At 36.1% G+C, this 24,123-nt stretch carries 21 protein-coding genes and 1 pseudogene; 1 reads left to right on the forward strand and 21 read right to left on the reverse strand.

Going from position 1 to position 24,123, the window contains the following annotated elements; all coding sequences use genetic code 11:
* The first annotated feature begins 45 nt into the window (after positions 1 to 45).
* A complete protein-coding gene (gene wecA / locus F0249_RS11880) occupies positions 46 to 1,110 on the forward strand; it encodes a UDP-N-acetylglucosamine--undecaprenyl-phosphate N-acetylglucosaminephosphotransferase (protein ID WP_171756799.1) in 1,065 nt (354 codons plus the stop codon).
* A gap of 98 nt (positions 1,111 to 1,208) precedes the next feature.
* Here the strand turns inward: wecA and F0249_RS11885 are convergent, their stop codons facing one another.
* From F0249_RS11885 to F0249_RS11985, 21 genes and pseudogenes are all read right to left on the reverse strand, one after another.
* Positions 1,209 to 2,375, reverse strand: a complete 1,167-nt coding sequence (locus F0249_RS11885; RefSeq protein WP_171756800.1) for a nucleotide sugar dehydrogenase — start codon at positions 2,373 to 2,375, stop codon at positions 1,209 to 1,211.
* A gap of 118 nt (positions 2,376 to 2,493) precedes the next feature.
* Positions 2,494 to 3,363 (reverse strand): glucose-1-phosphate thymidylyltransferase RfbA, encoded by an 870-nt coding sequence (rfbA, locus tag F0249_RS11890; RefSeq protein ID WP_171756801.1) that lies wholly within the window; start codon positions 3,361 to 3,363, stop codon positions 2,494 to 2,496.
* Positions 3,364 to 3,375: 12 nt separating this feature from the next.
* Positions 3,376 to 4,434: a dTDP-glucose 4,6-dehydratase gene (rfbB, locus tag F0249_RS11895; RefSeq protein WP_171756802.1), complete on the reverse strand. Its 1,059-nt coding sequence runs from the start codon at positions 4,432 to 4,434 to the stop codon at positions 3,376 to 3,378.
* A 57-nt stretch (positions 4,435 to 4,491) separates the two neighbouring features.
* On the reverse strand, positions 4,492 to 5,661 hold the full coding sequence (locus F0249_RS11900) for a glycosyltransferase (protein ID WP_171756803.1): 1,170 nt from the start codon (positions 5,659 to 5,661) through the stop codon (positions 4,492 to 4,494).
* Between the two features lie 84 nt (positions 5,662 to 5,745).
* Entirely contained in the window at positions 5,746 to 7,134 is a 1,389-nt protein-coding gene (locus F0249_RS11905) for a phosphomannomutase CpsG (protein ID WP_171756804.1), read from the reverse strand.
* Between the two features lie 192 nt (positions 7,135 to 7,326).
* Positions 7,327 to 8,027, reverse strand: a pseudogene (locus F0249_RS11910) (IS3 family transposase); the annotation flags it as partial.
* 165 nt (positions 8,028 to 8,192) lie between these two features.
* On the reverse strand, positions 8,193 to 8,609 hold the full coding sequence (locus F0249_RS11915) for a GtrA family protein (protein ID WP_171756805.1): 417 nt from the start codon (positions 8,607 to 8,609) through the stop codon (positions 8,193 to 8,195).
* Positions 8,606 to 9,508, reverse strand: coding sequence for an aldo/keto reductase (locus F0249_RS11920; RefSeq protein WP_171756806.1), 903 nt, complete (start codon positions 9,506 to 9,508; stop codon positions 8,606 to 8,608). The genes F0249_RS11915 and F0249_RS11920 overlap by 4 nt, the downstream gene beginning before the upstream one ends.
* Positions 9,505 to 10,230 carry a glycosyltransferase gene (locus tag F0249_RS11925; RefSeq protein WP_171756807.1) on the reverse strand — a complete coding sequence of 242 codons (726 nt, stop codon included), beginning with the start codon at positions 10,228 to 10,230 and terminating at the stop codon, positions 9,505 to 9,507. The genes F0249_RS11920 and F0249_RS11925 overlap by 4 nt, the downstream gene beginning before the upstream one ends.
* A 3-nt stretch (positions 10,231 to 10,233) precedes the next feature.
* Positions 10,234 to 11,241, reverse strand: coding sequence for a glycosyltransferase (locus tag F0249_RS11930; RefSeq protein ID WP_171756808.1), 1,008 nt, complete (start codon positions 11,239 to 11,241; stop codon positions 10,234 to 10,236).
* A gap of 1 nt (position 11,242) precedes the next feature.
* Complete coding sequence (locus tag F0249_RS11935) at positions 11,243 to 12,376, reverse strand: FAD-dependent oxidoreductase (protein WP_367613437.1); 1,134 nt, start codon at positions 12,374 to 12,376, stop codon at positions 11,243 to 11,245.
* A 49-nt stretch (positions 12,377 to 12,425) separates the two neighbouring features.
* The gene (locus tag F0249_RS11940; protein WP_171756809.1) at positions 12,426 to 14,879 is read right to left on the reverse strand and encodes a hypothetical protein; all 2,454 of its coding nucleotides are present in this window, start codon (positions 14,877 to 14,879) and stop codon (positions 12,426 to 12,428) included.
* A gap of 47 nt (positions 14,880 to 14,926) precedes the next feature.
* Complete coding sequence (locus tag F0249_RS11945; RefSeq protein ID WP_171756810.1) at positions 14,927 to 16,009, reverse strand: glycosyltransferase; 1,083 nt, start codon at positions 16,007 to 16,009, stop codon at positions 14,927 to 14,929.
* Positions 16,010 to 16,018: 9 nt separating this feature from the next.
* On the reverse strand, positions 16,019 to 16,501 hold the full coding sequence (locus F0249_RS11950) for a methyltransferase domain-containing protein (RefSeq protein ID WP_367613439.1): 483 nt from the start codon (positions 16,499 to 16,501) through the stop codon (positions 16,019 to 16,021).
* A gap of 33 nt (positions 16,502 to 16,534) precedes the next feature.
* Complete coding sequence (locus tag F0249_RS11955) at positions 16,535 to 16,942, reverse strand: hypothetical protein (protein ID WP_171756812.1); 408 nt, start codon at positions 16,940 to 16,942, stop codon at positions 16,535 to 16,537.
* 19 nt (positions 16,943 to 16,961) lie between these two features.
* A complete protein-coding gene (locus tag F0249_RS11960; protein ID WP_171756813.1) occupies positions 16,962 to 18,965 on the reverse strand; it encodes a glycosyltransferase in 2,004 nt (667 codons plus the stop codon).
* A gap of 28 nt (positions 18,966 to 18,993) precedes the next feature.
* Positions 18,994 to 19,953 (reverse strand): GDP-L-fucose synthase, encoded by a 960-nt coding sequence (locus F0249_RS11965; protein ID WP_171756814.1) that lies wholly within the window; start codon positions 19,951 to 19,953, stop codon positions 18,994 to 18,996.
* Positions 19,954 to 19,958: 5 nt separating this feature from the next.
* Positions 19,959 to 21,062: a GDP-mannose 4,6-dehydratase gene (gmd, locus tag F0249_RS11970; protein WP_171756815.1), complete on the reverse strand. Its 1,104-nt coding sequence runs from the start codon at positions 21,060 to 21,062 to the stop codon at positions 19,959 to 19,961.
* 32 nt (positions 21,063 to 21,094) lie between these two features.
* Positions 21,095 to 22,063, reverse strand: a complete 969-nt coding sequence (locus F0249_RS11975; RefSeq protein ID WP_171756816.1) for a hypothetical protein — start codon at positions 22,061 to 22,063, stop codon at positions 21,095 to 21,097.
* Positions 22,060 to 23,322 carry an ABC transporter ATP-binding protein gene (locus F0249_RS11980; protein ID WP_171756817.1) on the reverse strand — a complete coding sequence of 421 codons (1,263 nt, stop codon included), beginning with the start codon at positions 23,320 to 23,322 and terminating at the stop codon, positions 22,060 to 22,062. Before F0249_RS11980 ends, F0249_RS11975 begins: the two co-directional genes overlap by 4 nt.
* A gap of 2 nt (positions 23,323 to 23,324) precedes the next feature.
* A complete protein-coding gene (locus F0249_RS11985) occupies positions 23,325 to 24,119 on the reverse strand; it encodes an ABC transporter permease (RefSeq protein ID WP_171756818.1) in 795 nt (264 codons plus the stop codon).
* Positions 24,120 to 24,123 lie beyond the last annotated feature (4 nt).

Genomic DNA, 24,123 nt, shown 5'->3' on the forward strand with positions numbered 1-24,123 from the left:
GCTAAAATTCAACCTATAAAAATTCTTATATAACTGGCTAGAACTATGCTCCTCGAACTTACTTTTATCTTTTTCTTTTCGTTTGCAACCCTATTTCTCATGCGGAAAGTAGCTAAAAATGTGGGATTAGTTGACAAGCCAAACGATCGAAAATTCCATACCGGTGCAGTTCCTCTTGTCGGTGGTATCTCTATTTGTATCTCTATCGCTCAATTCATAACCTTTAAACCTGATGCTATTCAGCATAGCTCCATCTACTTAGCATCTATTGTACTACTTACTTTCGTGGGTGCTTTAGATGATAAATTTGACTTAAGCTTCAAAGTTCGACTCGCAATACAAGCAGGGTTGTCTATTTGCATGATCTATTTTGCAGATATCCAACTATTGAGTTTAGGTAATATGTTTGGTTTTGGGGAAGTGCACTTAGGTTGGATGGGAAAAATTGTAACTGTGGTTGCGGTGATAGGTGCCATTAACGCCTTTAATATGGTAGATGGCATCGATGGCTTACTTGGCGGACTTTCAATAGTTACTTTCTCAGGGTTAGCAATTTTACTGAATGTCGACATGGAATGGGGACTTTCTTACTTATGTGTGGTCTTTATTGTTGCAATGATCCCATACATTTTTATGAATCTAGGGATTTTAGGGAGAGAACGAAAAGTCTTTATGGGGGATGCTGGTAGCATGATGATCGGCTTTACTGTGATTTGGCTATTACTTGGGGTCAGCCAAGATGAATCGAAATCCTTAATGAGGCCCGTTACCGCGCTTTGGCTTATTGCCGTACCTCTCATGGACATGAGCGCCATTATGATCAGAAGAGTTCGCCGTGGGGACTCTCCTTTCAAGCCAGACCGAGAGCACCTACATCATATATTTCAACGTATGGGATTAAGCTCAAAACAGACACTATTAGCTATCTGCGCCATTGCAAGCTTATATGCTGGGTTGGGTATTTATGGGGAAACGGTTGATATAGCGGAGTCAACTATGTTTTATCTATTCGTGGCTTGCTTCATTACTTATGCAGTTCTATTGAGCTATATTTGGCGAATCACAAGTTTTATAAGACGGTTTAGAGGCTTACCAGAAAGAAGCTATTAAGCTCGAAACCAAAAACCAAAAACCAAAAACCAAAAACGGTAAGCTTCCAATCTCTTAAAAGGAAGCTTACATTCATTTATTATGCCTATACTTAACGGTTAATCTGAACCAAATAAATCACGAGTGTAAACCTTATGCTCAACATCAAGAATATCATCAACCATCCGATTTGAAACAATCACATCAGAGATGACCTTAAACTCATTGATGTCATTGATGACTCGTGAGTTATAAAACAATTCCTCCTCAAGCACTGGTTCATAAACCACTACTTCAATGCCTTTCGCTTTAATGCGCTTCATGATCCCTTGAATAGAAGAGGCGCGGAAATTATCTGATCCCGCTTTCATGATCAAGCGGTAGATCCCCACCACTTTAGGGTTGCGCTGCATGATGGAATCGGCAACAAAGTCTTTACGAGTACGATTCGCTTCGACAATCGCACCGATAATGCTGTTTGGAACTTGTTGATAATTAGCAAGTAACTGTTTTGTGTCTTTTGGTAGGCAGTAACCACCATAACCAAAAGATGGATTGTTATAATGCGAACCGATTCGAGGGTCTAACCCGACACCTTGAATGATTTGACGTGCATCTAATCCATGCGCTTCGGCATACGAATCCAACTCATTAAAGTAGGCCACACGCATTGCGAGATAAGTATTAGAAAATAACTTAACCGCTTCCGCTTCCGTAGAGTCGGTATACAGAACGTCAATACCTTCTTTTTCTGCGCCTTGAACCAGCAACCCTGCAAATATTTCTGCACGCTCACTGCATTCACCCACAATAATTCGAGATGGGTGAAGGTTATCAAAAAGGGCCTTCCCTTCACGTAAAAACTCAGGTGAGAACAGAATGTTGCTACAGTTAAGTTCTTGTTTTATACGTTCAGTATACCCCACAGGCACCGTTGATTTAATCACCATCACTGCCGATGGGTTGATCGCTATTACATCTTTAATTACCGCCTCGACTGAAGAGGTATTAAAATAGTTGGTCGTGGGATCGTAATCCGTTGGCGTCGCAATAATCACATAATCGGCATTCACATAAGCATGCTCTTTATCTGTGGTTGCAGTAAAATTCAGCGACTTATTCGCTAAGAAACATTCAATTTCTGTATCCGCAATAGGTGACTGCTTTTGATTAAGCATCTCCACTTTTTCAGCAATAATATCTAACGCGACAACTTCATGGTTCTGAGCAAGCAGCATCGCATTTGATAGCCCTACATACCCTGTACCTGCAACTGCGATTTTCATCAAGAGTTCCTAACTGTAAATTTCATCTATTAAATAGCGTATAGCTTAATTTTTATTATAAATATTTAAAGCAATAAACACTATTTTCCGTACCATCAATGATTAGCAAACAACGCATCTAAACTTTACGGACTAATGAGCTCAAATACTGTCCATACTCATTTTTTAGCATTGGTTTTGCCAAATTTAATACTTGCTCATTAGTTAGCCAGCCTTGCAACAGAGCAATCTCTTCTAAACAAGCAATTTGCAAACCTTGAATGTTCTCAATCGTTTGAACAAAAGAAGAGGCTTCATGCAAACTTTCGTGTGTTCCTGTATCTAACCACGCAAAACCACGGCCAAGCACTTCAACATTGAGCGAACCTTGCTCTAAATACATCTGGTTAATCGAAGTGATCTCTAGCTCACCTCGTTCAGAGGGTTTTACTTTTTTAGCGAACTCAACAACCTGATTATCATAAAAATATAAACCGGTTACTGCAAAATTAGATTTAGGCTTCAACGGTTTTTCTTCTAAAGAGATGGCTTGCAAGTTCTCATTAAATTCGACAACACCAAAGCGCTCAGGATCTTTCACAGGATAGCCAAACACAGTAGCTCCCGATTGTTGGTTAACCGCTTTTCGTAACATAGGTTGAAACGCTTGACCAAAGAAAATATTATCGCCCAACACTAAACAACAACTCTCTTCACCAATAAACTCTTCACCAATAATAAATGCTTCAGCTAACCCATTAGGCTTTTCTTGAACTGCATAAGCTATTTTTATACCTAGCTCCGAACCATCACCCAGTAAACGTTTAAAACTCGAGTTATCTTCCGGTGTCGTTATTATCAAAATATCATTAATTCCGGCAAGCATTAACACCGAAAGAGGATAATAGATCATGGGTTTATTATAAACAGGTAATAACTGCTTAGAGATACCTTTAGTTATGGGATATAAGCGTGTACCAGAACCGCCCGCTAAAATAATTCCTTTCATCTATAAGCTCTCTTAATTACCTAATCTTTCTCGTGAATAAGAGCCATCAAGAACACGACTCCACCACTCTTTATTGTTTAAATACCATAGTACTGTTTTACGAATACCACTCTCAAATGTTTCTTCAGGCTTCCAACCTAACTCGCGCTCAATTTTACTTGCATCAATCGCATAACGAATGTCGTGACCAGGGCGATCTTTCACAAATGAAATTAAATCAGAATAATTGGAAATACCTGCTGGCTTACTTGGTACCAATTCATCTAAAAGGGAGCACAGTGTCGTCACCACTTCTATATTTGCTTTTTCATTGTGACCACCAATATTATAGGTTTCACCAACCATCCCCTCTGTCACCACTTTATAAAGCGCTCTTGCGTGATCTTCAACGTATAACCAATCACGGATCTGCATACCATCACCATAAACAGGCAAAGGTTTACCCTCTAAGGCATTTAAGATCATTAATGGAATGAGTTTTTCAGGGAAATGATAAGGTCCATAATTATTCGAACAATTAGTGACGATGGTCGGTAATCCGTAAGTACGTTGCCATGCTCTAACTAAATGGTCACTGGATGCTTTCGACGCAGAGTAAGGGCTAGAAGGCTCATAAGAGGTTGTTTCAGTAAATAAATCATCTGTCCCCTCAAGATCACCGTACACCTCATCTGTCGAGATATGATGAAAACGGAATGCATCTCTCTTAACGTCAACTAATCCATGCCAATAAGCACGAGCAACCTCAAGGAGGGCATAAGTTCCTACAATATTAGTTTCGATAAATGCAGCAGGTCCATCAATGGAACGGTCAACATGGCTCTCAGCAGCCAAATGCATAATACAATCAGGTTGGTGCTGATCGAAAACTCGCTTTAATTCAGCAGAATTACAAATATCAAGATGTTCAAAACAGTAGCGTGGACTATTCTTTATTTCTTGAAGAGATTCAAGGTTTCCTGCATAGGTCAATTTATCAAGATTAATCACGCTATCTTGTGTGTCATTGGTAATATGACGGATCACAGCAGAACCAATAAAACCTGCCCCACCAGTTATTAGTATTTTCACATTTCATTCCAATTAGTTATATACAAAGATAATATCAAAAAAATGTCCCCTTAGGACTTATGATTTTGGCACTACTTGCTCATAAACATCATTAATTTTTTGAGAAACTTCAGAAATAGAAAAACACTCAAGAAATGAGAGATAAGCAGCAGCTCCATAATGCTCACAGCCCTCTCTTTTTTTATAGATAGCGTGCAACTTCTCACTTAATGAATCAACACAGTTCGGTTTTACCACCCATCCTGTACATTCATCTTGTACTACCCAACTCATTCCTGAGCCTTCTACTGCTGTAACTAAGGCTGGTTTACTCTTTCTTGCCGCCTCTAAAATCACTAAACCAAACGCTTCTGTTCTTTCAATCGATGGTAAACATAAAAAATCACACCATTCAAAAAGATCATCTAACTGAGTTGAGGAAACACGGCCTACCAATTTTACATTTTTTAATACTAATAACTGTATTTCTTTTTGAATTGTAGTGAGTAATTCACCTTGCCCAACAATATTAAGCTGAAATGGAACTCCATTACTTTGTAACTGCTTTAATGCTCGCAATAGTATCAAATGACCCTTGTAATATGAAAGCCGTCCCACAACTAAGATCTTTAATTGACTGCTACTCGTTTCAACATACTCAACCACCTTATTACTCCCTAATGGTTTTTGTTGACCTATTTGAGGTAAGCCCAAAGGAATAACAAGGCATTTTTGCTTAAATTCAGCAAGAGGAAGGCTTGAATAAAGATAATTAGGAGAAGTGCAAATTATTTTATCTGCTCTTTTTAACAAGGTTCGTTCGAGTATGCGATAGAAAGGATAGAGTAATTTGATTAATCGTGTTGGTTCACTGCCTAATACATCAGCATGCCAATGAACAACCCAAGGAATGCGTTTTGCTTTGCTATTAAACAATAACCAAAATGCCGATAAATTGGGCATATGAATATGAATTACATCAGGCGTTATTTCATTAATAACTTTATTTAAATCTCTTCCAAACAGTGGACAAATTGGCGCAAACGCAAAACGCCCCCAAAACCCTGAGCGGAAAATCTTCCCCTCCTCCATATACTCACTTTTAATACATAATGACTTTTTATGATTATGAACCAATGCATAAATATAGTTACTGCCAGCTTGAACCCTCATCAATTCAGCCATGAAGTTTTCTATGCCACCAAAAAAAGGCGGATAATATTTTCCTATATGTAAAATGTTTTTCATATTTTCTTTATATATAAAAAAAGCCAGTAGCACTGGCTTTTAGACTAAGATAAGTCTCATGGCATGATAGCAAATGAGGACACGTTATTGCCGAATTAACGTTAATAACTCTTTTGTTTTTTGTTCCATCAGTAGCATATCTGAGCGGGTTTCTAGATTAAGTCTTAGCAGAGGTTCTGTATTTGATTTACGTAAGTTAAAACGCCAATCTTGAAAAGTCATACTTAAACCATCAGTATAATCTATTTCTAGCACATCACTTTTGTATGTCTCCAATAACAAAGCAATTTTTGCATCTGGATCATCTACTACAGAATTAATTTCACCCGGTGATGGATAAGCTTGAATACATGCCTCTACTAAGCTTGATAAGGGCTTTTGTTTCACACTCACTAGCTCTGCAATCAGCAACCAAGGGATCATGCCACTATCACAATAAGCAAAATCACGGAAATAATGATGAGCACTCATTTCACCACCATATACTGCATCTTCTAAGCGCATACGTTCTTTGATGAATGCGTGCCCTGTTTTCGACATTATCGCTTGCCCATCATATTTATTGGCAATATCAACCGTATTCCAAGTTAAGCGTGGATCATGAATAATTTTAACATTAGGATCTTTTTGTAAGAACGCCTCAGCAAGCAAACCGACAATATAATAGCCCTCAATAAACTCACCATTCTCATCAAAAAAGAAGCAGCGATCAAAATCACCATCCCATGCAATGCCGAAATCGGCTTGATGAGCAATAATGGCTTTTGAGGTATCAGCACGGCACTCAGGAAGCAGAGGATTTGGAATGCCATTAGGAAAAGTGCCATCCGCTTCATGGTGAACCTTAATGAATTCAATAGGTACACCCGCTAACTGAAAAGCCATTTCTAACTCATCAATGACATGTCCAGCCGCCCCATTACCAGAGTTAGCCACAATTTTTAATGGCTCAATTTTGGCTGGCGTAATATAAGTCATTAAATGTTTTACATATGTAGCCAAGTGGCTCTGCCGTTGATAGCTACCTTTGTGTACTCCAGAATTAAAGTTATTCTCTTCAGCTAAGCGCTTAATTTCAAATAACCCTGTATCACCACTGATTGGCTTGGAGTCTTCACGTACCAACTTCATGCCATTATAATCCATTGGATTATGGCTTGCGGTCACTTCTACCCCACCAGCCAAACCTAAATTTTTAGTGACAAAATAGATCTCTTCTGTGCCTGTTAAACCAAGATCTAATACATTAACGCCAGAATCCATAATACCATGAGCAAGTTGTTGTTTAAGTGATTCAGACGTTAAACGTACATCGCCACCTACAACGACTGTTTTTGAGCCTAATTCGCCTCCCTCACAGATCAACAATTGACCAAACGCTCGGCCAATTCGATAAGCAATATTTTCGTTGAGTTCTGTATCGAGCTTCCCACGAATGTCATATGGTTTGAAACAGGTTAATTCTTCTAGCATTTATCAGTCCTAATCACTTTGAAGTAAATTATTTTGTTCTGAAAGAGCCAATCATACACGGAAACCGCATGAGCATCACCGTCACGTAAGGCTTACGAGAACCTTACCTTAGGTAATTTTCATCCATTACGGAGTTCATCCGTTTACGTTTAATACCACCTTTAAATGTGGTTTCACTCTTTAATAAGTTCAAACATAAGTAACATCACCAACCCAAACTTTGTTTGGTTCCGTAACTGCAAACTGGCGACCTAAGTGGTTTGGGATTTCAATATGTTCTTGTGATGCTCTGCGATACTTGTGTTTTGGTACTTGGCAGCTCACTAGGCCAAGATCTTTCATGAACTTCGTTGCTCTGTAACGACTCAGGTTGGTTCCCTGAGTCGTTATTATGTCAGCAATGGTTCTAGCTCCCGCAGAGCCGTTGCTCGCGGCATGAGCTTCGCTAACTAAACTACGGAGCTTTACTGCTTCAGCGTCAATTTCTGCTGGACGTTTTCGCCAGTAGTTATAGCTGCTTCGATGAACATTGAAAACTTCACATAATATTTTTACGCTGTGGCTCTGCTTGAGTTTCTTTATTATCAAGAATTGTTCAGTGAGTCCGACATCAACAGAGCCGTGGCTTTTTTTAATATTTCATTATGCTCTTCAAGGCGAGCTAACTCCTTCTTTAATTCACGTATTTCAATTTGCTCAGGCGTCATTGGTGATGCCTTAGGTGTTGTCCCCTGACGTTCCTCTTTTAGTTGGCGAACCCACTTATCCATCGTGGACTTACCAACGTTCATAGCTTGAGCAGCCTCTGTCACTGAGTGGTTCTGATCTAGAACCAGTTGAGCCGCTTCTAATTTGAAATCAGCGCTAAATAGTCGTCTTGTACGTTTTGTCATAGTGTCACCTGTTAACTTATGAGGTGATGATATCACCTCTAACTAAGTGACCAAATTCAGCGTACCACTACACAACGACCTTGAAAAACACCGAATGAGAGACTAAATAAATTTGAAGAGAGAAACATACGATATAAGCCTCACCTATAAAATAAAACCTTGAATTTAAATGCATTTTCTATTTGGATTAAAAATAAAATTATATCCCACAAAGTTCACAACCATACTAACAATCAAGGCAAACGCTTGTGCCAAGTATATGTTTACCGAGGCGTTGTGATGTAAAACATGTAATACACAAAGGCTAGAAGCTAAAGCAAGCAAGTTTATCATGAAGAAAGAGCCTACTAACCTTGGCGTGTTACGAACGGTTGAATTAAAAGTCCATTTTTTATTAAGATGAAAGCTGAAAACTATAGCCAGAAAAAAACCTCCTATAGATGCCAGTAAGTAATGTATACCTATGAATAATAAAAAAGTAAAACTTAGATAACTTATAGCTGTATTACAAACACCAGTAACCAAAAAACGTCCAACTTTTGAACCAACAAACCGCGAGATAATCAGAGAAATGGTTTTCACTTTACCTCCAAGGAGTAGATGGGCGACAAATCAAAAACTTTGAACTTGGACTTCTTTAAAAAGTCAGTAATGTTAAACATTTGTTCCAATGTCGAAGGTGCAACGATAAACCCATGTAAAGCTTTGTCTTCTTGCGAGTATGCAACCCCTATTTGATATATATTATCTATCGTATCATTGATTAAAATCACTTCATTAAGCGCAACACATAGATCCTCAGTCAACAGATGTCTGTGATAACCCGAGCCCCGGACAAGACTAACATAGCTATTGTCTTTATATTCTGATTCCGATAATTTCAATCCACTTACTGAAATACCATATGCCCATATTTTGGGTTTGAAAATGGATAAAGAACTATAGTGAGAGAATGATGAGCTGGCAAAATTATGCTTAACTTGAATGTTAACATCAATAATATTACTTTCATGTAATGCAGATGCATATACTTCTGGGTATTTAATACCAGACAGACCTAATTGAATGCCCTCGTTAAGAAGTAAAGTTGAAATGGATAACGTATCTTTTATCTGTAATAAATCCCCCCTATCATCCCAATGTATCATTACACAACCTAAATTACTTTTAAATACACCTAACAACCAATTTAATTGTTCATATAAAAATTTTGAATTTAAATTATTCTCTGACGTATTTGAATTTATAACGCTACCAATTTTACATGTAATAACTAAATCAGACACATCTCTGGAATTACACCAGTCTGAGATATACATGATTGATTTTTGATAATCTGAAGCAACACCATTTAAAGGGTAATTATTAGCAGTATCAACATAGCGCCCACCATACTCATAAAAACAGTCTAATATAGAAAATGCTGTGATTTTATCAACAGACCATCCCCACATGGCAGTACCTAGACAAATTTCTTTCATCTTTGCTTTACTCTCTTAAGTTCTTTCATTGCAGAGATATACTCTAGAGCTAGTTTCTTAATATTTACTTTACTATTTGGATCATCCGTCCACTTGACAGGAAGTTCATCTACACGCAAACCAAACCATTCACTAACGACTAATAACTCGGTACAAAAGAACCAACCATCACTCTGCGCACCATTTTTAATGATCGAGTTTAAATGCTCTTTCCTTAAAAATTTGAACCCGCACATACCATCAGAGAATTTAGTTCCTAAATACACCTGAACAATGTAATTAAAAATGCGAGAAGTAATTTCTCTTTTAATTGTTCTACCAATAACTGTAGAGTCCTTGTGTAACCTAGTTCCGTATATAACATCAGAATTATTGGTGCTAAAAAGAGCTAAGGCCGCTGGTATATGGCAAAGATCTGTAGCCATATCAAGATCCATATAGCCAACAAATTCAGCCTTACTATCAATCCATGCAGTTTTTAGAGCTAGACCTACACCTCTTCGGTCCACCTTAAGGTATCTTAATTTATCACTATGTTGGCTAATTAATTTTCCTGTGATAACTGCAGTGTCATCAGTAGAGCCATTGTCAGCTACAATTAAAGTGTAATCATAGCGGCCAGCAAGTTCTTTTTCCAAAAACTCCAGTATAATGCCAACATTAAGCTCTATAGTAGCTTCTTCATTTAAAACTGGAATAACTATATCAACTGTAGGTCTCATAAATCACCGGGGGGTTATTTTATCTGATTCTTCTAATACATTATTTCTACTAATATCTACCATAACCGTACTATGGCGTTCATTAGTTATCCAATAAGCTTCGTGTTGACTCTGTTCGTTCAATAGTCGGCTTAGGTACTCTCCAAAAAAGCTCAGGATGGTAAAAAGCAACATAAACAAAAATGATATTAAAATGACAATAGAGCTCCACCCATCAGCAACATTATCACTGGCCAGACGAGTGAAAAAGCTATAACAGGCAAAAATAAGCGCAAATAAACTTCCAATACAACCTAAGCTAGTCATCCACCTGAGGGGTTTAGAAGAGTTGAAAATAAGTAGGTTCAAAGTCCTATTTATCGAATTAAATAAATTTATTTCTCTTTTACGGTTATCAATAATGGAAAAATCATAAGAACAAGAAGTTGCTCCACACTGTGCTATTCTAACAAAAATTTGGTGATGATAGTTTCTGGCTTTAGTAGCTGAATTAACTGCAGTACGAGACAAACATCGCAAAGTTGATGAGTTCTTTGGTATCTTATAACCAATTTCCTTTAGTATAAAGTTAACAAAAGGTCGGACTAAACGGTAGCCTATACTTTTCTTTTGGTTATCTGCGACACCAACGACAACATCAACAGAGCATTTTTGACTTAACTTAACCATAGGCGCAATGACATCAAGAGGTTCTAGACTTGGATTTAAAATTACAACAAAATCTCCAATTGAATTCTCTAACCCAACTGTAATTGCAACTTCATAATCAACTTCATAAGACAATTCAACATATCTAACAGATGGAATTTCTTTCATGATGGAAGTTAAAGATTCTGCTTCAATTATGGCTGGTTTATCTTCTACAACTAAAATCTCATAATCTATATAATGAAGTTCAAGATAATCATATAACGTTTCTATTGATGACCTAATACCAAGCTGATACAAATCACTCGCAACCATTACCACAGTGACAAATGAGTTGCACTTTAAAACATTTTCACTTTTCATCTTATCTTCCTAAGCCTTTATCAGTAAGCACATCTATGGCGTCATAAACATTATCAATCTTGCCACCCATAATACAATGGTAACCATCAACACCATAGTTTTGTTTAAAAAGGATAGGACGACTATCATCTACTTCACTAATGGGTAAAATGGTCTTTACTTCCCAAATAGAAGAATCGTATTTACATTCACTTAAAATAGGTAAATAACGGGCTGCATCTTGCTTCATTTTTCTGAAAGCAGATTTTCTATCAACTAATATTTTGTGGTTATACTCGTTAAACTCATCAGCACAACTTTTGTCTGACCATTCGAAATGGGGAGTATATCGAACGTGTGAAAAAGAATGAAAATCAGTCGAAGGAAATGGCATGATTGAAAAGAAAGGACCACACATAAGTGTAATACCTTTTTCCTTAATAACATCCGGCACGCTAACCAAACACATTTCTGTCATTTCATGTTTAAGTGGTATCATGCTCAGATTGGATCTGGCATTAACACGATTAATCATTGAATATGTACAGTTAAAAACTTCACTTGCCTCTATTAATACCTCATTATTAGAGGCATCAGACAGAATGGCAAACATACCCAGCTCAGCCTTCCCAACAGATTCCACCATGGTTTCATACTTTATCGTTACTCCGGCTTTGTGTAATCGGTCCTTCATAATATGTTTAAGTTTTATCGCATCAAAAGCATACTCGATAGTTTTATACGCGGCTTCAATATATTTTGGATTTGTAAGTTCTAAAATGGATTGTGGTGCTTTTTCACATGGAGCTCCGATCCGCTTGCAGAAAGCTTCAAACTGATTTGACGTAACTTTTCCTAGAGGCTGGCCAATCATATAATATTTTTCGAAAGAATCATCAATACAACTTCGAAATTCCTCATTAAACCGAGGAAATGAGACCCTAGATTTTAATGCTGTAAGCACACTCCTGGGATAATGATAGCCATTATGAACACGTGCTTGGTTTGAAAAAGAAGCCTTTTGAAGCAAATCCCCTTCTTTTTCACACAATAAAACCTTTCGACCTAGTAAGGCAAAATGTTCTGCAATATAAGCGCCATAGAAACCACCACCAACTACTAATATATCATAAGATAACTTTTCAATAGAAATCACAAAAACACCCCAACGAAGAAACAACCGGAAACAAAATAAACATAAACTTTCACCCCCCTTTTACAATTTTCACGCGACACATTTTATTTGAAGGGTTCACATTGAACCAAGAATTACCTTCCTGTAATAGCATGAATTCTATATTGAAATTATTATCTGGAAAACTGCCTAAATCTAGGTTTAGATCACTAACCTTTACACGCAGCTCATTAGAAGTAGATACTTTTATTAAACTTGAATTGGAATATCGATAGCCGTTATCCCAAATCAACAGATTGCCTTCTAAATCATAGAGATGAAAACCTATTGCAATTGGCCTTGTTCCTGAATTGAGGTACCAATCGAACCTAGAATTATTTTTCACCCGCAATGAGAACTGAGCAGACGAGTTCACATCTAGAATAATATTATCCATACAGCTCAAATCGCCGAGTAAGAAATCTGTAGGCAAATTATTCTGCAAATTACCAGAAGACAAATTAAAAAGTTCAGCGTCAAATAACCCTGGGTGCTGGTTAAATAAGATGATTTGAGGAGTAGAACCAAGATCATTCCTAATCAAACTTAAAAGAATGTCTCTATTAATATAGCTGGGTAAATGTTCGGAAGAAAACTGAAGTGGTTCCATTATTTCCACAGATGACGGAAACTCAAATTTGTCATCATATATAAGTTTAAATCCTAAGTTAGGTAACTTAACAAATGCCATTTTAGCTCCGTCATTTGTCTTAATTTTCAATCCATATTTATCTAAAACCTGTACTTGTAACTTATCAAACTCATCATCACTAACAACCAATCTATCAATTAATATCCCAGAGAATCCATATAATGATAACTGAGAAATTCTATCAATCAACGGAATACGTGATAACTTCTCATGCCAAAGGTCAACCTTACTATTCTTTGATGCTCCATTACTCCACCTTAAACTCTTGGAGTGCAGGTAGGCTCGCATATGAGAGAACGCTCCCCAACCGTAATATTTATTATCACTTAAATACTGAGAGTATGGATATTGGTACACCATAGAATTCGAAGGTAATTGAGATTCAATAGATTTAATAAATGTATCTTCAGCAATAAACCTACTTACATGAGGTAAAGTGAAAGGCTTATATGCACTTCTTGGAGTTTGATCCCAAACTGAAAATGTAGTTGCAAAAAATATAGTTAAAACAAATAACCTGTTTCCAAATTTTTCTTTATATTTAGATGTTATCCAATATGAAAAAGTTACTAACACTAGAAATAATAAAAACAGCGGGAAACGGTCATAAGCCCTTATCGTAGGATAAATAAGGGCAATGATAGTACCTATTCCACCAGAGATTGAACAGAGAAAGACAAACAAAGACAGTAAAGCTAAAGATTTTAGTTTTAAATTGACATCTTCGAAATAGGTTAAGTTTGCGTTGTGGTTAGATGAACTTCTAAACATCAAAACAAATAATGTAAAAATAAAGCAAAAGCCACCAACAGTACCTAAAGGTACAATAGGAACGATTGTTGGAAATGCTCTGGCCTCATCACTGGAATCAATCATTTTTCTGGCGATGTTACCGACAAATTGCACTTGATGTGAAGGAGATGGTGCAATTAAAAGCTTAAAGCTGCTAGAATACACTTCTGCTTCCATAGGCTTTCTAACTAAACTTTGGTCAGGTATACCTTTAGGATTAAATTCATCAAAGTTAGCTTCCTTGTAGTTTTGAATTGGAATCATTACCAGAAGATTTATAGTAATAATGAGAAATGCAAAGCATAAAGGAATGGCTGAATCAATAACGTTGTATTTTTTTGAACTGAAGATCACCAAGATAGAGCAAAAACCAAAAAGCAGAATGGTAAAAAATGCATAGTAGCCATCTGATATTGCTGTTAAAGATATAATGATCAAACTTAGTAAAAACTTTTTATTTCTTAATAAAAGAAATAATTGTCTTCGTAACGATAAAGATTTTTCATTATACCTACTGTAAATACCAATCGAACTCCAAACAATTACTAAGATAGCCAGCGGTATCATAAAGTAATTACCTAAAAATGAGTAAAAAATTGCATTAAATCTGAATGTTGTAAGTGAGAAAATAATACCAACAGCGATAGACAGTAAAGTGGATATCTTGAGTGCTCTACAAGTAACGTAAGATGTCAAAGATATGAGGGAAAAATTTATAAAATAGTATATTTGTTGAGCTTTAATCGGTTCCGCAATAAAAATTGAAATGAATTTCAATAAGATTGAGTGAAGGGAACTAGATTGAGCAGCAGAATGGTAATGCCAATTCGCAACATCTGGAGCACCTAAATACGCATTATGTAAAACCCAGCCATTGTCGAAAAGTCCTTTTGTTAATAAGAGTTGCCATACGTCATCATGCATGCCGTATACAAAAGGAACAGATAAATCCCATTCATTGGCACCGATAATATACCAACCTACGAAAGGTGGTAGAAAAAGAACTAAGAAGTAAATAAATAAAGTTTTAAAAGTTGGCATTGACCCGACCGATTGTCATTTAAATGAATTTGAAGTTAATTTGTTACTTATTTTGGTAGAATGGAATCAAAATCATCGGTAAAATTCTCTACACTAAAGCAGTGGCTATTCGTAATACATTGCTCCTTCATCAGCAAAGCTCTTTCGGGATTCAGATATTCAACCGCATCACATAATGAACTGATTTTTAAATCAGTATCACATAAATACCCGGTCTCATTGTGAATAATCGTTTCTTTTAATCCACCTTCATTAACTCCAATTACTGGTTTACCAGCAGCCATGGATTCAACTGGTGAGATTCCAAAGTCTTCATCGATTGGAATATAAATGGAAGCAATGCACTCCCCCATAAGCTCAACAAGCCGCTCTTTTTTTATCCAATCGGTAAAATAAATATTGGATGAATTTTTAGCTAACTCCTTTAAAGGCTCAAGTAACGTACCACCAGATGCGACTACTAACTTTTTATCTGGCATTGATATGAATGCCTTTACAATCAATTCAACACGTTTGTGGTCTTCTAGCCTCGCCGTAGATAGGTAATAGTCTCCCTGCTTAATAAAGGTATAATCTTGAATATCCACTGGCGGGTAAATAACTTCAGCGTCGTGTCCTGTGTGGACTTTTATTCGTTTTTTTACATTGTTTGAATTGCAAATAAATTTATCTACATATTTAATATTACGATTAAAATTCCAACGGATGTACTTACAAAAAAAGTAAAATTGGATTTTTTTTAACAAGCCCATTTTACAGAAGTAGTAATCATACAAGTCATAAGCAAATCTAGGTATTGTATGACAATAATATATGACATTTGCATTTTTTATTGTTGAAGCCGCCGAAAGAGCATGGTTTCCTGATAATATGATGTTTTCGTATTGGCTACTTTTATGACCAAATCTACTGAAACCGAAATTCAAATTAAAATATCTAATGACATTGTTGCCTGTAAACAAATCAAGATTTCTAACATTGAAAGACTCTAAAGTAGATGTATCAAATTGGTTACTGTCTATATAGCCAGTCGCAATGTCAGCCTTAAATAATTCAGCCACTTTCTTAGTGAAAAATTCAGCCCCACCCTGAGCAGCAAAAAAATCATATACTATTATATTTTTGGACATAATCTACCTTTAACTAGAAGTCATCGACTTTTTAGCTACAAAATGAAAGCCAGCAGATGGATACTTCCGGTATGAATGAGGGTCTTGGAACCTACTACCTACCCCTCGACAATATTCATGGAAATCAAACTCAGATTCTACAAATTCTAGCCCGTTGTCATAAAAAAGTTCACGCCACCATTCCTCATCCTTGATTGTGACATGATAAGGAACACCTGTTTCTGAATTTACATATTCCAAAGTAGAAATGGATCCAACAAAAATACCTTTGTCGGAAAAATTTTTCTTTATATTACTCAGAATAAGTGAACAATCGTTTTCTTGGATATGTTCAAAAACTTCCCACATTGATATGACATCAAAAAGTATTTCAGTTTCTTCTTCATTCACAAAACTGAATACTTTAGTCACATCACAAGTATGTAGGTGCGTTATGTCATTCCAAAAACCTACATTAAATTTTTTACATCCATCACTACCATCAAAACCAATGGCAAAATGGCCTTTAGAGAGGAAGTCATAGACTTATGCACCTGAACCACATCCAATAAGCTTTGGCTTTTTCATGATACGTTCACATGCGTTTACAAGCTCAGGTTTAGGCACTGCCCCCTCGAACGTAGATTCAGGATCTTGAGTATCATTAGAATCTACTGCTATTGACTGTGTACATTTAGACTTGTAATTTGGATAATCAGCAAGAAAACCCTGAACCATTGAGCAATCCAGTTGTTGTTGACGATTTAGTATATCTAATATTTTAACCAAATGATCTACTTTATATTTTTGGCCATTAGTCAACCACTCAATAGTCAACAAACGATTATTAACTTGTTCTTTAATAAATTGACCCATTTGATCAAGTCGTTCTAAAATTAAATAATGACTATTTGTTATTAGATCAATTAATTTATCTGTCTCAAAATTATTCATAAAAAGTTAACCTCAATAATTATTTTCGTTTTGTCAGCATAGAATGTCCCTTTCTGACAATTGACAATAACCAAGATGGGAGCGTTAAAGATTCTAGTAAATGAGCAATAATCTCTTGTCTTTCTTCTATGGAATAAGTGTTAAATTTTATTTTTTTATTATTTGAAAGTAAGTTTTGACTTCTAAGAACAGCTTGAGATGTCGATTTGTTTCCATATCGGCTTACTAAAAACTCAGTACGTTCCTCTTGCAACATACCATCCATTAGAAGTTCAGCATCTAGCTCAAAGTTTTCTAAGTTAGGATAAAGTAACTGTTGAATGTCAACAGTACAAGAAGCCCTTGATACCCTTTTAACTTTTTCAGACTTGTAAACTAAAGTGTCGATTAATCCCCAGTTCATATACTTTAACGTATGATGCAACCAAGGTTTAGCATTCATTTTAAAAAGTAATCTAGACATCCCCATAGGGTTATTGTATTCATTATTGAATGGAGTGATATCAATACTTAAATCAAAAAATTGTTTCTCTTCGTGTTTATGTTTAAATAGAACATCACTGTGGGCGAGTTCTAGTCCTTCATCATCTTCAAATGCTCTGACTAAGCTACTATAATGATTACAAAACAATGTTTCATTAGGAGGAAGTAACGAAAACAGTTCTGTTTCGTTTAGATTGGCTAATAAAGGATAAAAAACAGTTCCAAATGTATTCTCATTCACAATCACATTTTTTTCATTCCGTTTGTACAGGTCAACTGTTACCACCTTAATAGTATCGAATGAAATAAGTGAGTTTATTTCAGAATTAAATACTCTATATTCTTCAGAATCTATAACAATTAATAATTTTTTTGACTCATATGATTGCTTGTTAAAGTTTGAAATTATTTTATGAAGATTTTCTTTATTATATTTTAACAGCAATCCGAATACATTGACCACGTTGCTATTAGCTTTGCTTAAACATTTTTTTTCCAGCTCTTTTTTTCTTCCAGGTAGTGAAGAATAAATATTTTCAACCGACTTCGACATGTCGAACTTTTCTTTAAATATTTTTTGAGCACTCTTAGCTAATGCAATTGCTTCATCTGGATTATCATTAATCCAATCTAAATGTTTCCTTACTTGTCCAGTAACATTATCTGCTGCAACATTTTCAGTTTTAATATAAAGCAAAGTATCGCCGAAATGCTGCTTAGCAAAAGCATTTTCATCGACAATAATCACTGCGCCAGCAGCTAAACTTTCGAACAGGCGACTTGACATCAATGAGGCTTTTTTATGTGCTTCTGAAGACAAAACTAAAGAGATACCCGCTTTATGTATCGCTTTAATTGCCGAGGTTCCATCAAAAGGAATCGGCCCTACATAGCTAGAGTATCCTTCCCAGACGTCTACCCCATGGAATATTTTTGGACCATATATCGCCAGGTCTCCGGTAGCATCTAGAGCCTTAAGTAATCCATCATGACGGCCGACCCCCTTGCCTAACCGCTCCCAGTTTATCCCTACATAAAACAATTTTTTATCACCAAGATTTGGTTCATAGTACGGTTCTGGCAATGAATGGAATAAGGTTAAATCGGGTTCTAGATGAGAGTTTGAAGCCACAATTTGCCTTTTTATGTGGTCATCTGCAGATTCTGAACCGCAACTAAGAAAATCATCGTGGGTCATTAAGTTTGTAGAGTACTTACGATATCCCCACTCATGGTAGAAATCTAAGGGGTTCCACAAAGTAACAAAAGAAAATGCATCATATGTCTTAGGTGTTTCAAAATGGAGATGTATAACAAAATCAACATCATTTGAAGTAATCTTACTATGAGGATAATTTACTAAACAGCCAGCAGTATCAACAATACTGAGTTCTAATCCTAACAAATCACATGTGTTACTAATTCGTGCAATAACTTCATCTTCGGCTGTTTGCAAGTCAGGCCACATTCTTACAACTGCAATTTTACCAAGTAAGCCATTATTTAAAACGAGTGGCTTACCATTTACTGCTAACTTCATTATATATCCCATTTTATACTTTTAATACCTACGACTTATAAACGAAATCTGTGAAATATTTATAAATAATTGAAACCCCTTCATCGAAAGGAATTTGATGATGCAAACCAAGTGAATGCATTTTGGTCACAGATGTTTGTTTCTTACTTATTCCTTCAGGCTTAGAACTATCGAACTGGATCGTACCTTCAAAACCTACATGTTTAGAAATTACTTCAGCCAATTCTTTAATGCTTATATCTGTCCCTACGCCTATGTTTACAAGTGGAGGATAAGACTCGCACACATCTGTAAACTTCTGTTCATCGAAATTCATAACTTCAACGGCAATACGTGCGAGATCAAGACTACACATAAATTCCCTACGCTGATTACCCGAACCCCAGACTTCGACAGACACATCATTTTGCTCCTTAGCGATATGAAACTTGCGTATCAGAGCTGGTAAGACATGTGAATTTTCTGGGTGAAAGTTATCTTTAGGTCCATATAAATTGACAGGGATCAGCGCCAGAAATTTAGTGCCGTACTCTTTATTATAAGAATGACACAATTCAATTCCAGCTAACTTAGCTATGGCATAGGGCCGAACAGTTTCTTCTGGTGCCCCAGTCAAAATATCCACTTCCTCAATTGGGCGAGATATATCTTTAGGGTAAACGGCATTTGAAGCAAAAAAGACTAACCGTTCGACATTATTTTTATGAGCAGCAGAGAATACATTATTTTGAATTTGCACGTTATGCATCAAGAATTCAACAGGATACTGCTTGTTTGCACCAATGCCACCTACTTTAGCGGCACAATGGTAAACAAAATCAGGTTTATGATGGGAGAAAAAATCATCAACTTCTGTAGAATTCAATAAGTCACATTCGTCACGAGTAAGTTTGATTACTTTTATATTTTCAACATTACTTAGTGCATCACAAAGTGCACTACCCAGCATGCCATTAGCACCTGTTACTAATACTTTTTTAAATTCCATAACAGTTAGTCCTCCATCATCTTCAATTTAACAACTTCAAACTGTGCTTTTTTATAATCAGCTTTTACCATTTCTGAACACATTTCTTCAACTGTAGTTAGTGGTTCCCAGCCCAGTTTTTCTTTCGCTTTGGATGGGTCACCTAGTAATGTCTCAACTTCTGCTGGTCTGAAGTAGCGTTTATCTACACGTATAATTATGTCACCGACTTTAAGGTTTGGTGCTTTTTCTCCTTTTATTGAAGAGACCGTACCAACCTCATTAACCCCTTCACCAGTAAACGCTATACTTATGCCTAGCTCTTTGGCTGATAGAGTAACAAACTCCCTGACTGAGATTTGTTTACCCGTTGCAATAACAAAATCCTCAGGTTCATTCTGTTGCAGCATCATCCACTGCATACGAACGTAATCTTTAGCGTGACCCCAGTCACGTAGAGCGTCCATATTGCCAAGATATAAACAATCATCTATTCCTAATGCAAGATTAGCTATGGCCATGGTTATTTTTCGAGTAACAAAAGTCTCGCCACGTCGAGGTGATTCATGGTTAAAGAGAATGCCATTGCATGCATACATACCGTAGGATTCTCTATAGTTCACTACAATCCAATAGGCATACATTTTTGCTACTGCATATGGGGAACGAGGATGAAAAGGTGTCGTTTCTTTCTGAGGTATTTCCTGAACTTCACCATATAATTCAGAGGTTGATGCTTGATAAAATTTTGTTTTTTTCTCAAGTCCCAAAAACCTGATAGCTTCTAGCAAACGTAAGGTACCTATTGCATCGGTATCGGCTGTATACTCAGGGCATTCAAAACTTACAGCTACATGCGATTGCGCCCCCAAGTTGTAAACTTCATCTGGTTGAACTTCTTTCAAAATTCTAGTCAGGTTTGAAGTATCAGTTAGGTCCCCGTAATGAAGAAAAAAATTGGGTTCCGATACATGCGGGTCTTGATAGATGTGATTTATGCGGTCTGTATTAAATGAAGAAGAGCGACGTTTAATACCATGCACTTCGTATCCTTTTTCCAACAATAACTCTGCAAGATATGACCCATCTTGCCCAGTTACTCCAGTAATAAGTGCCTTTTTCTTGTTCATGAATTCATTCCAAAAGTTAATTTTTTTGTTAGTTAATACTTGTGCCAACTAGAATCTGGTTCTATCCAAAAATCAGTTGAAACATTACCGAAAGCGTTGTGGGTTATAAATATTTCTTTTGTTGTCGTGGTTTGAAGTTTTCCATTATTTTCACTGTCAAGTACAAAAAATGCATTAAAGCATGGGTGATTAACTGCAACTAATGAATACCCCGCTTGCAATAGGAGTTTTTCCCAAGCAGGCAAAGACGCCGTACCAGATTGATTAAACCGTTTGTTGAATTCAGAACGTTCACTCTGATATACAGAATAATCACCCTTAAACCTCTTCTCGAACTCAACGATTAAAACTCTAGGTTTAAATCTAAGCATGTTTTTAACTACATCAAAATCTTCACCATCTATATCTACTACAACAAGATCATAACACTGGTCAGAAGAGTCGTTTAATATCAGTTGCTCAACGTTTTCTGGTGAAACTGCATGATTCATAATGACGGGGTTATAATATGAATTATCCCCATTAGTCTCATGATGAAAATGTTTAGTTGAAAAGCTTCTTGCGAAGAAGTACGTTAATTGTTCACAAGCAGTAGTGTCTATGTCAATAATTGTTCCGTGCCAATTATGGTTTACAATCAAATTTGTACTACAGTTTTCAGGAATGCCTATATCAGAGTCATTACAATTAGAACCAATTTCGAGTACTTTTTTATTTGTAAAACCAATAATTGAAAAAATAGCAAGAATAATCCCATCTTCGTCATTCTGTGAAAACACACGAAATCCATAATTCATCAATTCTTCAGTATTTATCTGTCTATTATTATATAGCCCAGATAAAGTAGTACAAAATAGCTTCTGTGATAACCCACTATCATTTGGCAAAGTATTTCTCTTGAAGTAATGCGACGTAGAACTTAAGGAGTTTTCAGATATAGAACTGACAGCATTAAGTTTATGCTCAATTCTTTCTAAATATTTAATTATCTCAGAATTCATAGGTTTTGTTCTCCAGCAGTTATGTTTATAAGCGGTTTCATGTTAAACACTCCACCATAAAAACCATGTGAGGATGATTCTAAAACCTGAATAATTGCGACATCCTGAACTAGCAAAGAATATTCTTCAAATTCACTTTTAGAAAACCCTTTATTGGCCACCCCAATTGAAAATGAATATTGGCCGGGAAATAAATTAAAATCAAGTTCAAATTTAACTGTTACAACTGAATTACATTTAAAATATTGATCTGGAAATCTCTGTCCATAAGTTGTCGTCTCATATAGAGAACGCCCTAACTTGTCTCTTATTATTAATCCAAATGCAGCCCTTTCGAAATCTTTATTTAATTTAACAACATAGTTAATTACCAACAAATCATCACTATCTATATACGATATTGCATTTCTGGATTTATCTAATAATTGAAAATTTAAGAGCTCGGCATCACCATTACTCGTAACAGAAGTACCTCTCAATAATGATTTATTTTCTTTGCTTGAACTAAATTCAACTTTGTCAGCACTTCTATCTGATAAAGACAGTATTTTGGACTGATAAAAATCAATAACATCTTTTGGAGAACCAGACATAACAAGGCGGCCACCCTCCAAAAGAATAGCACTATCACAAATGCTTTTTACTGTATTTGGATCATGAGAGACAAACAGCAATGTCCCACCTTTTTTTTTGTAATTTTCAATAACATAAGTGCATTTCTGCTGAAAATATGCGTCTCCGACAGAAAGAGCTTCATCTACTATTAATAAATCAGGATTTGACGATGTAGCTATACTAAAAGCAAGTCTTACTAGCATTCCACTAGAGTATATTCTAATTGGTAAATCAAAGTACTCATTTAACTCAGAAAAAGATGCGATCTCAGCAATTTTTTGGTTAATTTCATCTCCATTCAAACCTAGAAGATGCAATCCCATAATTGCGTTTTGCCTTCCTGATAGATCTTGATCAAAACCCATACCTAGCTCTAGGATTGCAGCAATCCTTCCTTCACATATAACACTGCCGCTTGTCGCTTTTGTCGTTCCCGTGATAATCTTTAATAATGTGCTCTTTCCTGCCCCATTTCGGCCTACAATACCTACAGATTGTCCTTTTTCCACTTCGAAATTAATATCATTAATAACCCAATTCTGTTCATGTTTTTTCCAATACCCCCCAGTGATAAGCTCTAGGAATCTTGAAAACTGGCTATTATATTTTTTATAGCTCTTACCAATATCTGTAATCTTAAGCATGATTAAAGTTCATCCACTATTTCCCCTTCTAAACGAATAAACAACCAGCCCCCCAATAGGCACAAAGCTAATCCTGCCAATGTTGGGAATAACAATATTTCAAGATCAGGAACCTTATTAAAAAGAAATATTTTGTGATGAAATTCAACAATTGATGCGAGAGGATTAATAAGTAGAATTATATTTGAAAATTGTTCAGGGACAAGTTCCAAGCTATATACAATAGGAGTGCCCCAAAATAAAAAATTCAAGGTAACAATTACAAGACGACTAACATCACGAAAAAAAACATTAAAAATGCCAACAATCAAACCAATACCTATTGCAAGTATCAATACTGACAGCAAACCAAAGGGCAAGGCTAGTACAGCCTGTGTGGGAAATTGCCCAATCACAATCAAGAAAACGGCAAAAATTGAAAAAAATATGGCATATTGAAAAGTGGATGAGATAGCAATAACCAACGGTAATATCGAGCGAGGAAAACTAACTTTTTTTATCAAATTTGCTTGCTCTATAAATACGCCGGAAGAACGAGAAATAACTTGTTGGAATAACTCCCAACACAATAATCCTGAGCACAAGTATATACTATAGGCCCATGGATTATCATTTCCTTGCATCTTGGCTCCCATAACTGTTGAGAATATCAATGTATAAATAACAATCATAGAAAGAGGCTCTATAATCATCCATAGTGAGCCCAAAAGAGAACGACGATATTTACCAAAAAAATCTTGAGTAACCTTATCTACTATTACCCCCCTATAACTCCACAAAGAACTAATCATCTGCATAATA

The sequence above is a fragment of the Vibrio sp. 03-59-1 genome (assembly GCF_013114135.1).
GTDB lineage: Bacteria > Pseudomonadota > Gammaproteobacteria > Enterobacterales > Vibrionaceae > Vibrio > Vibrio cortegadensis.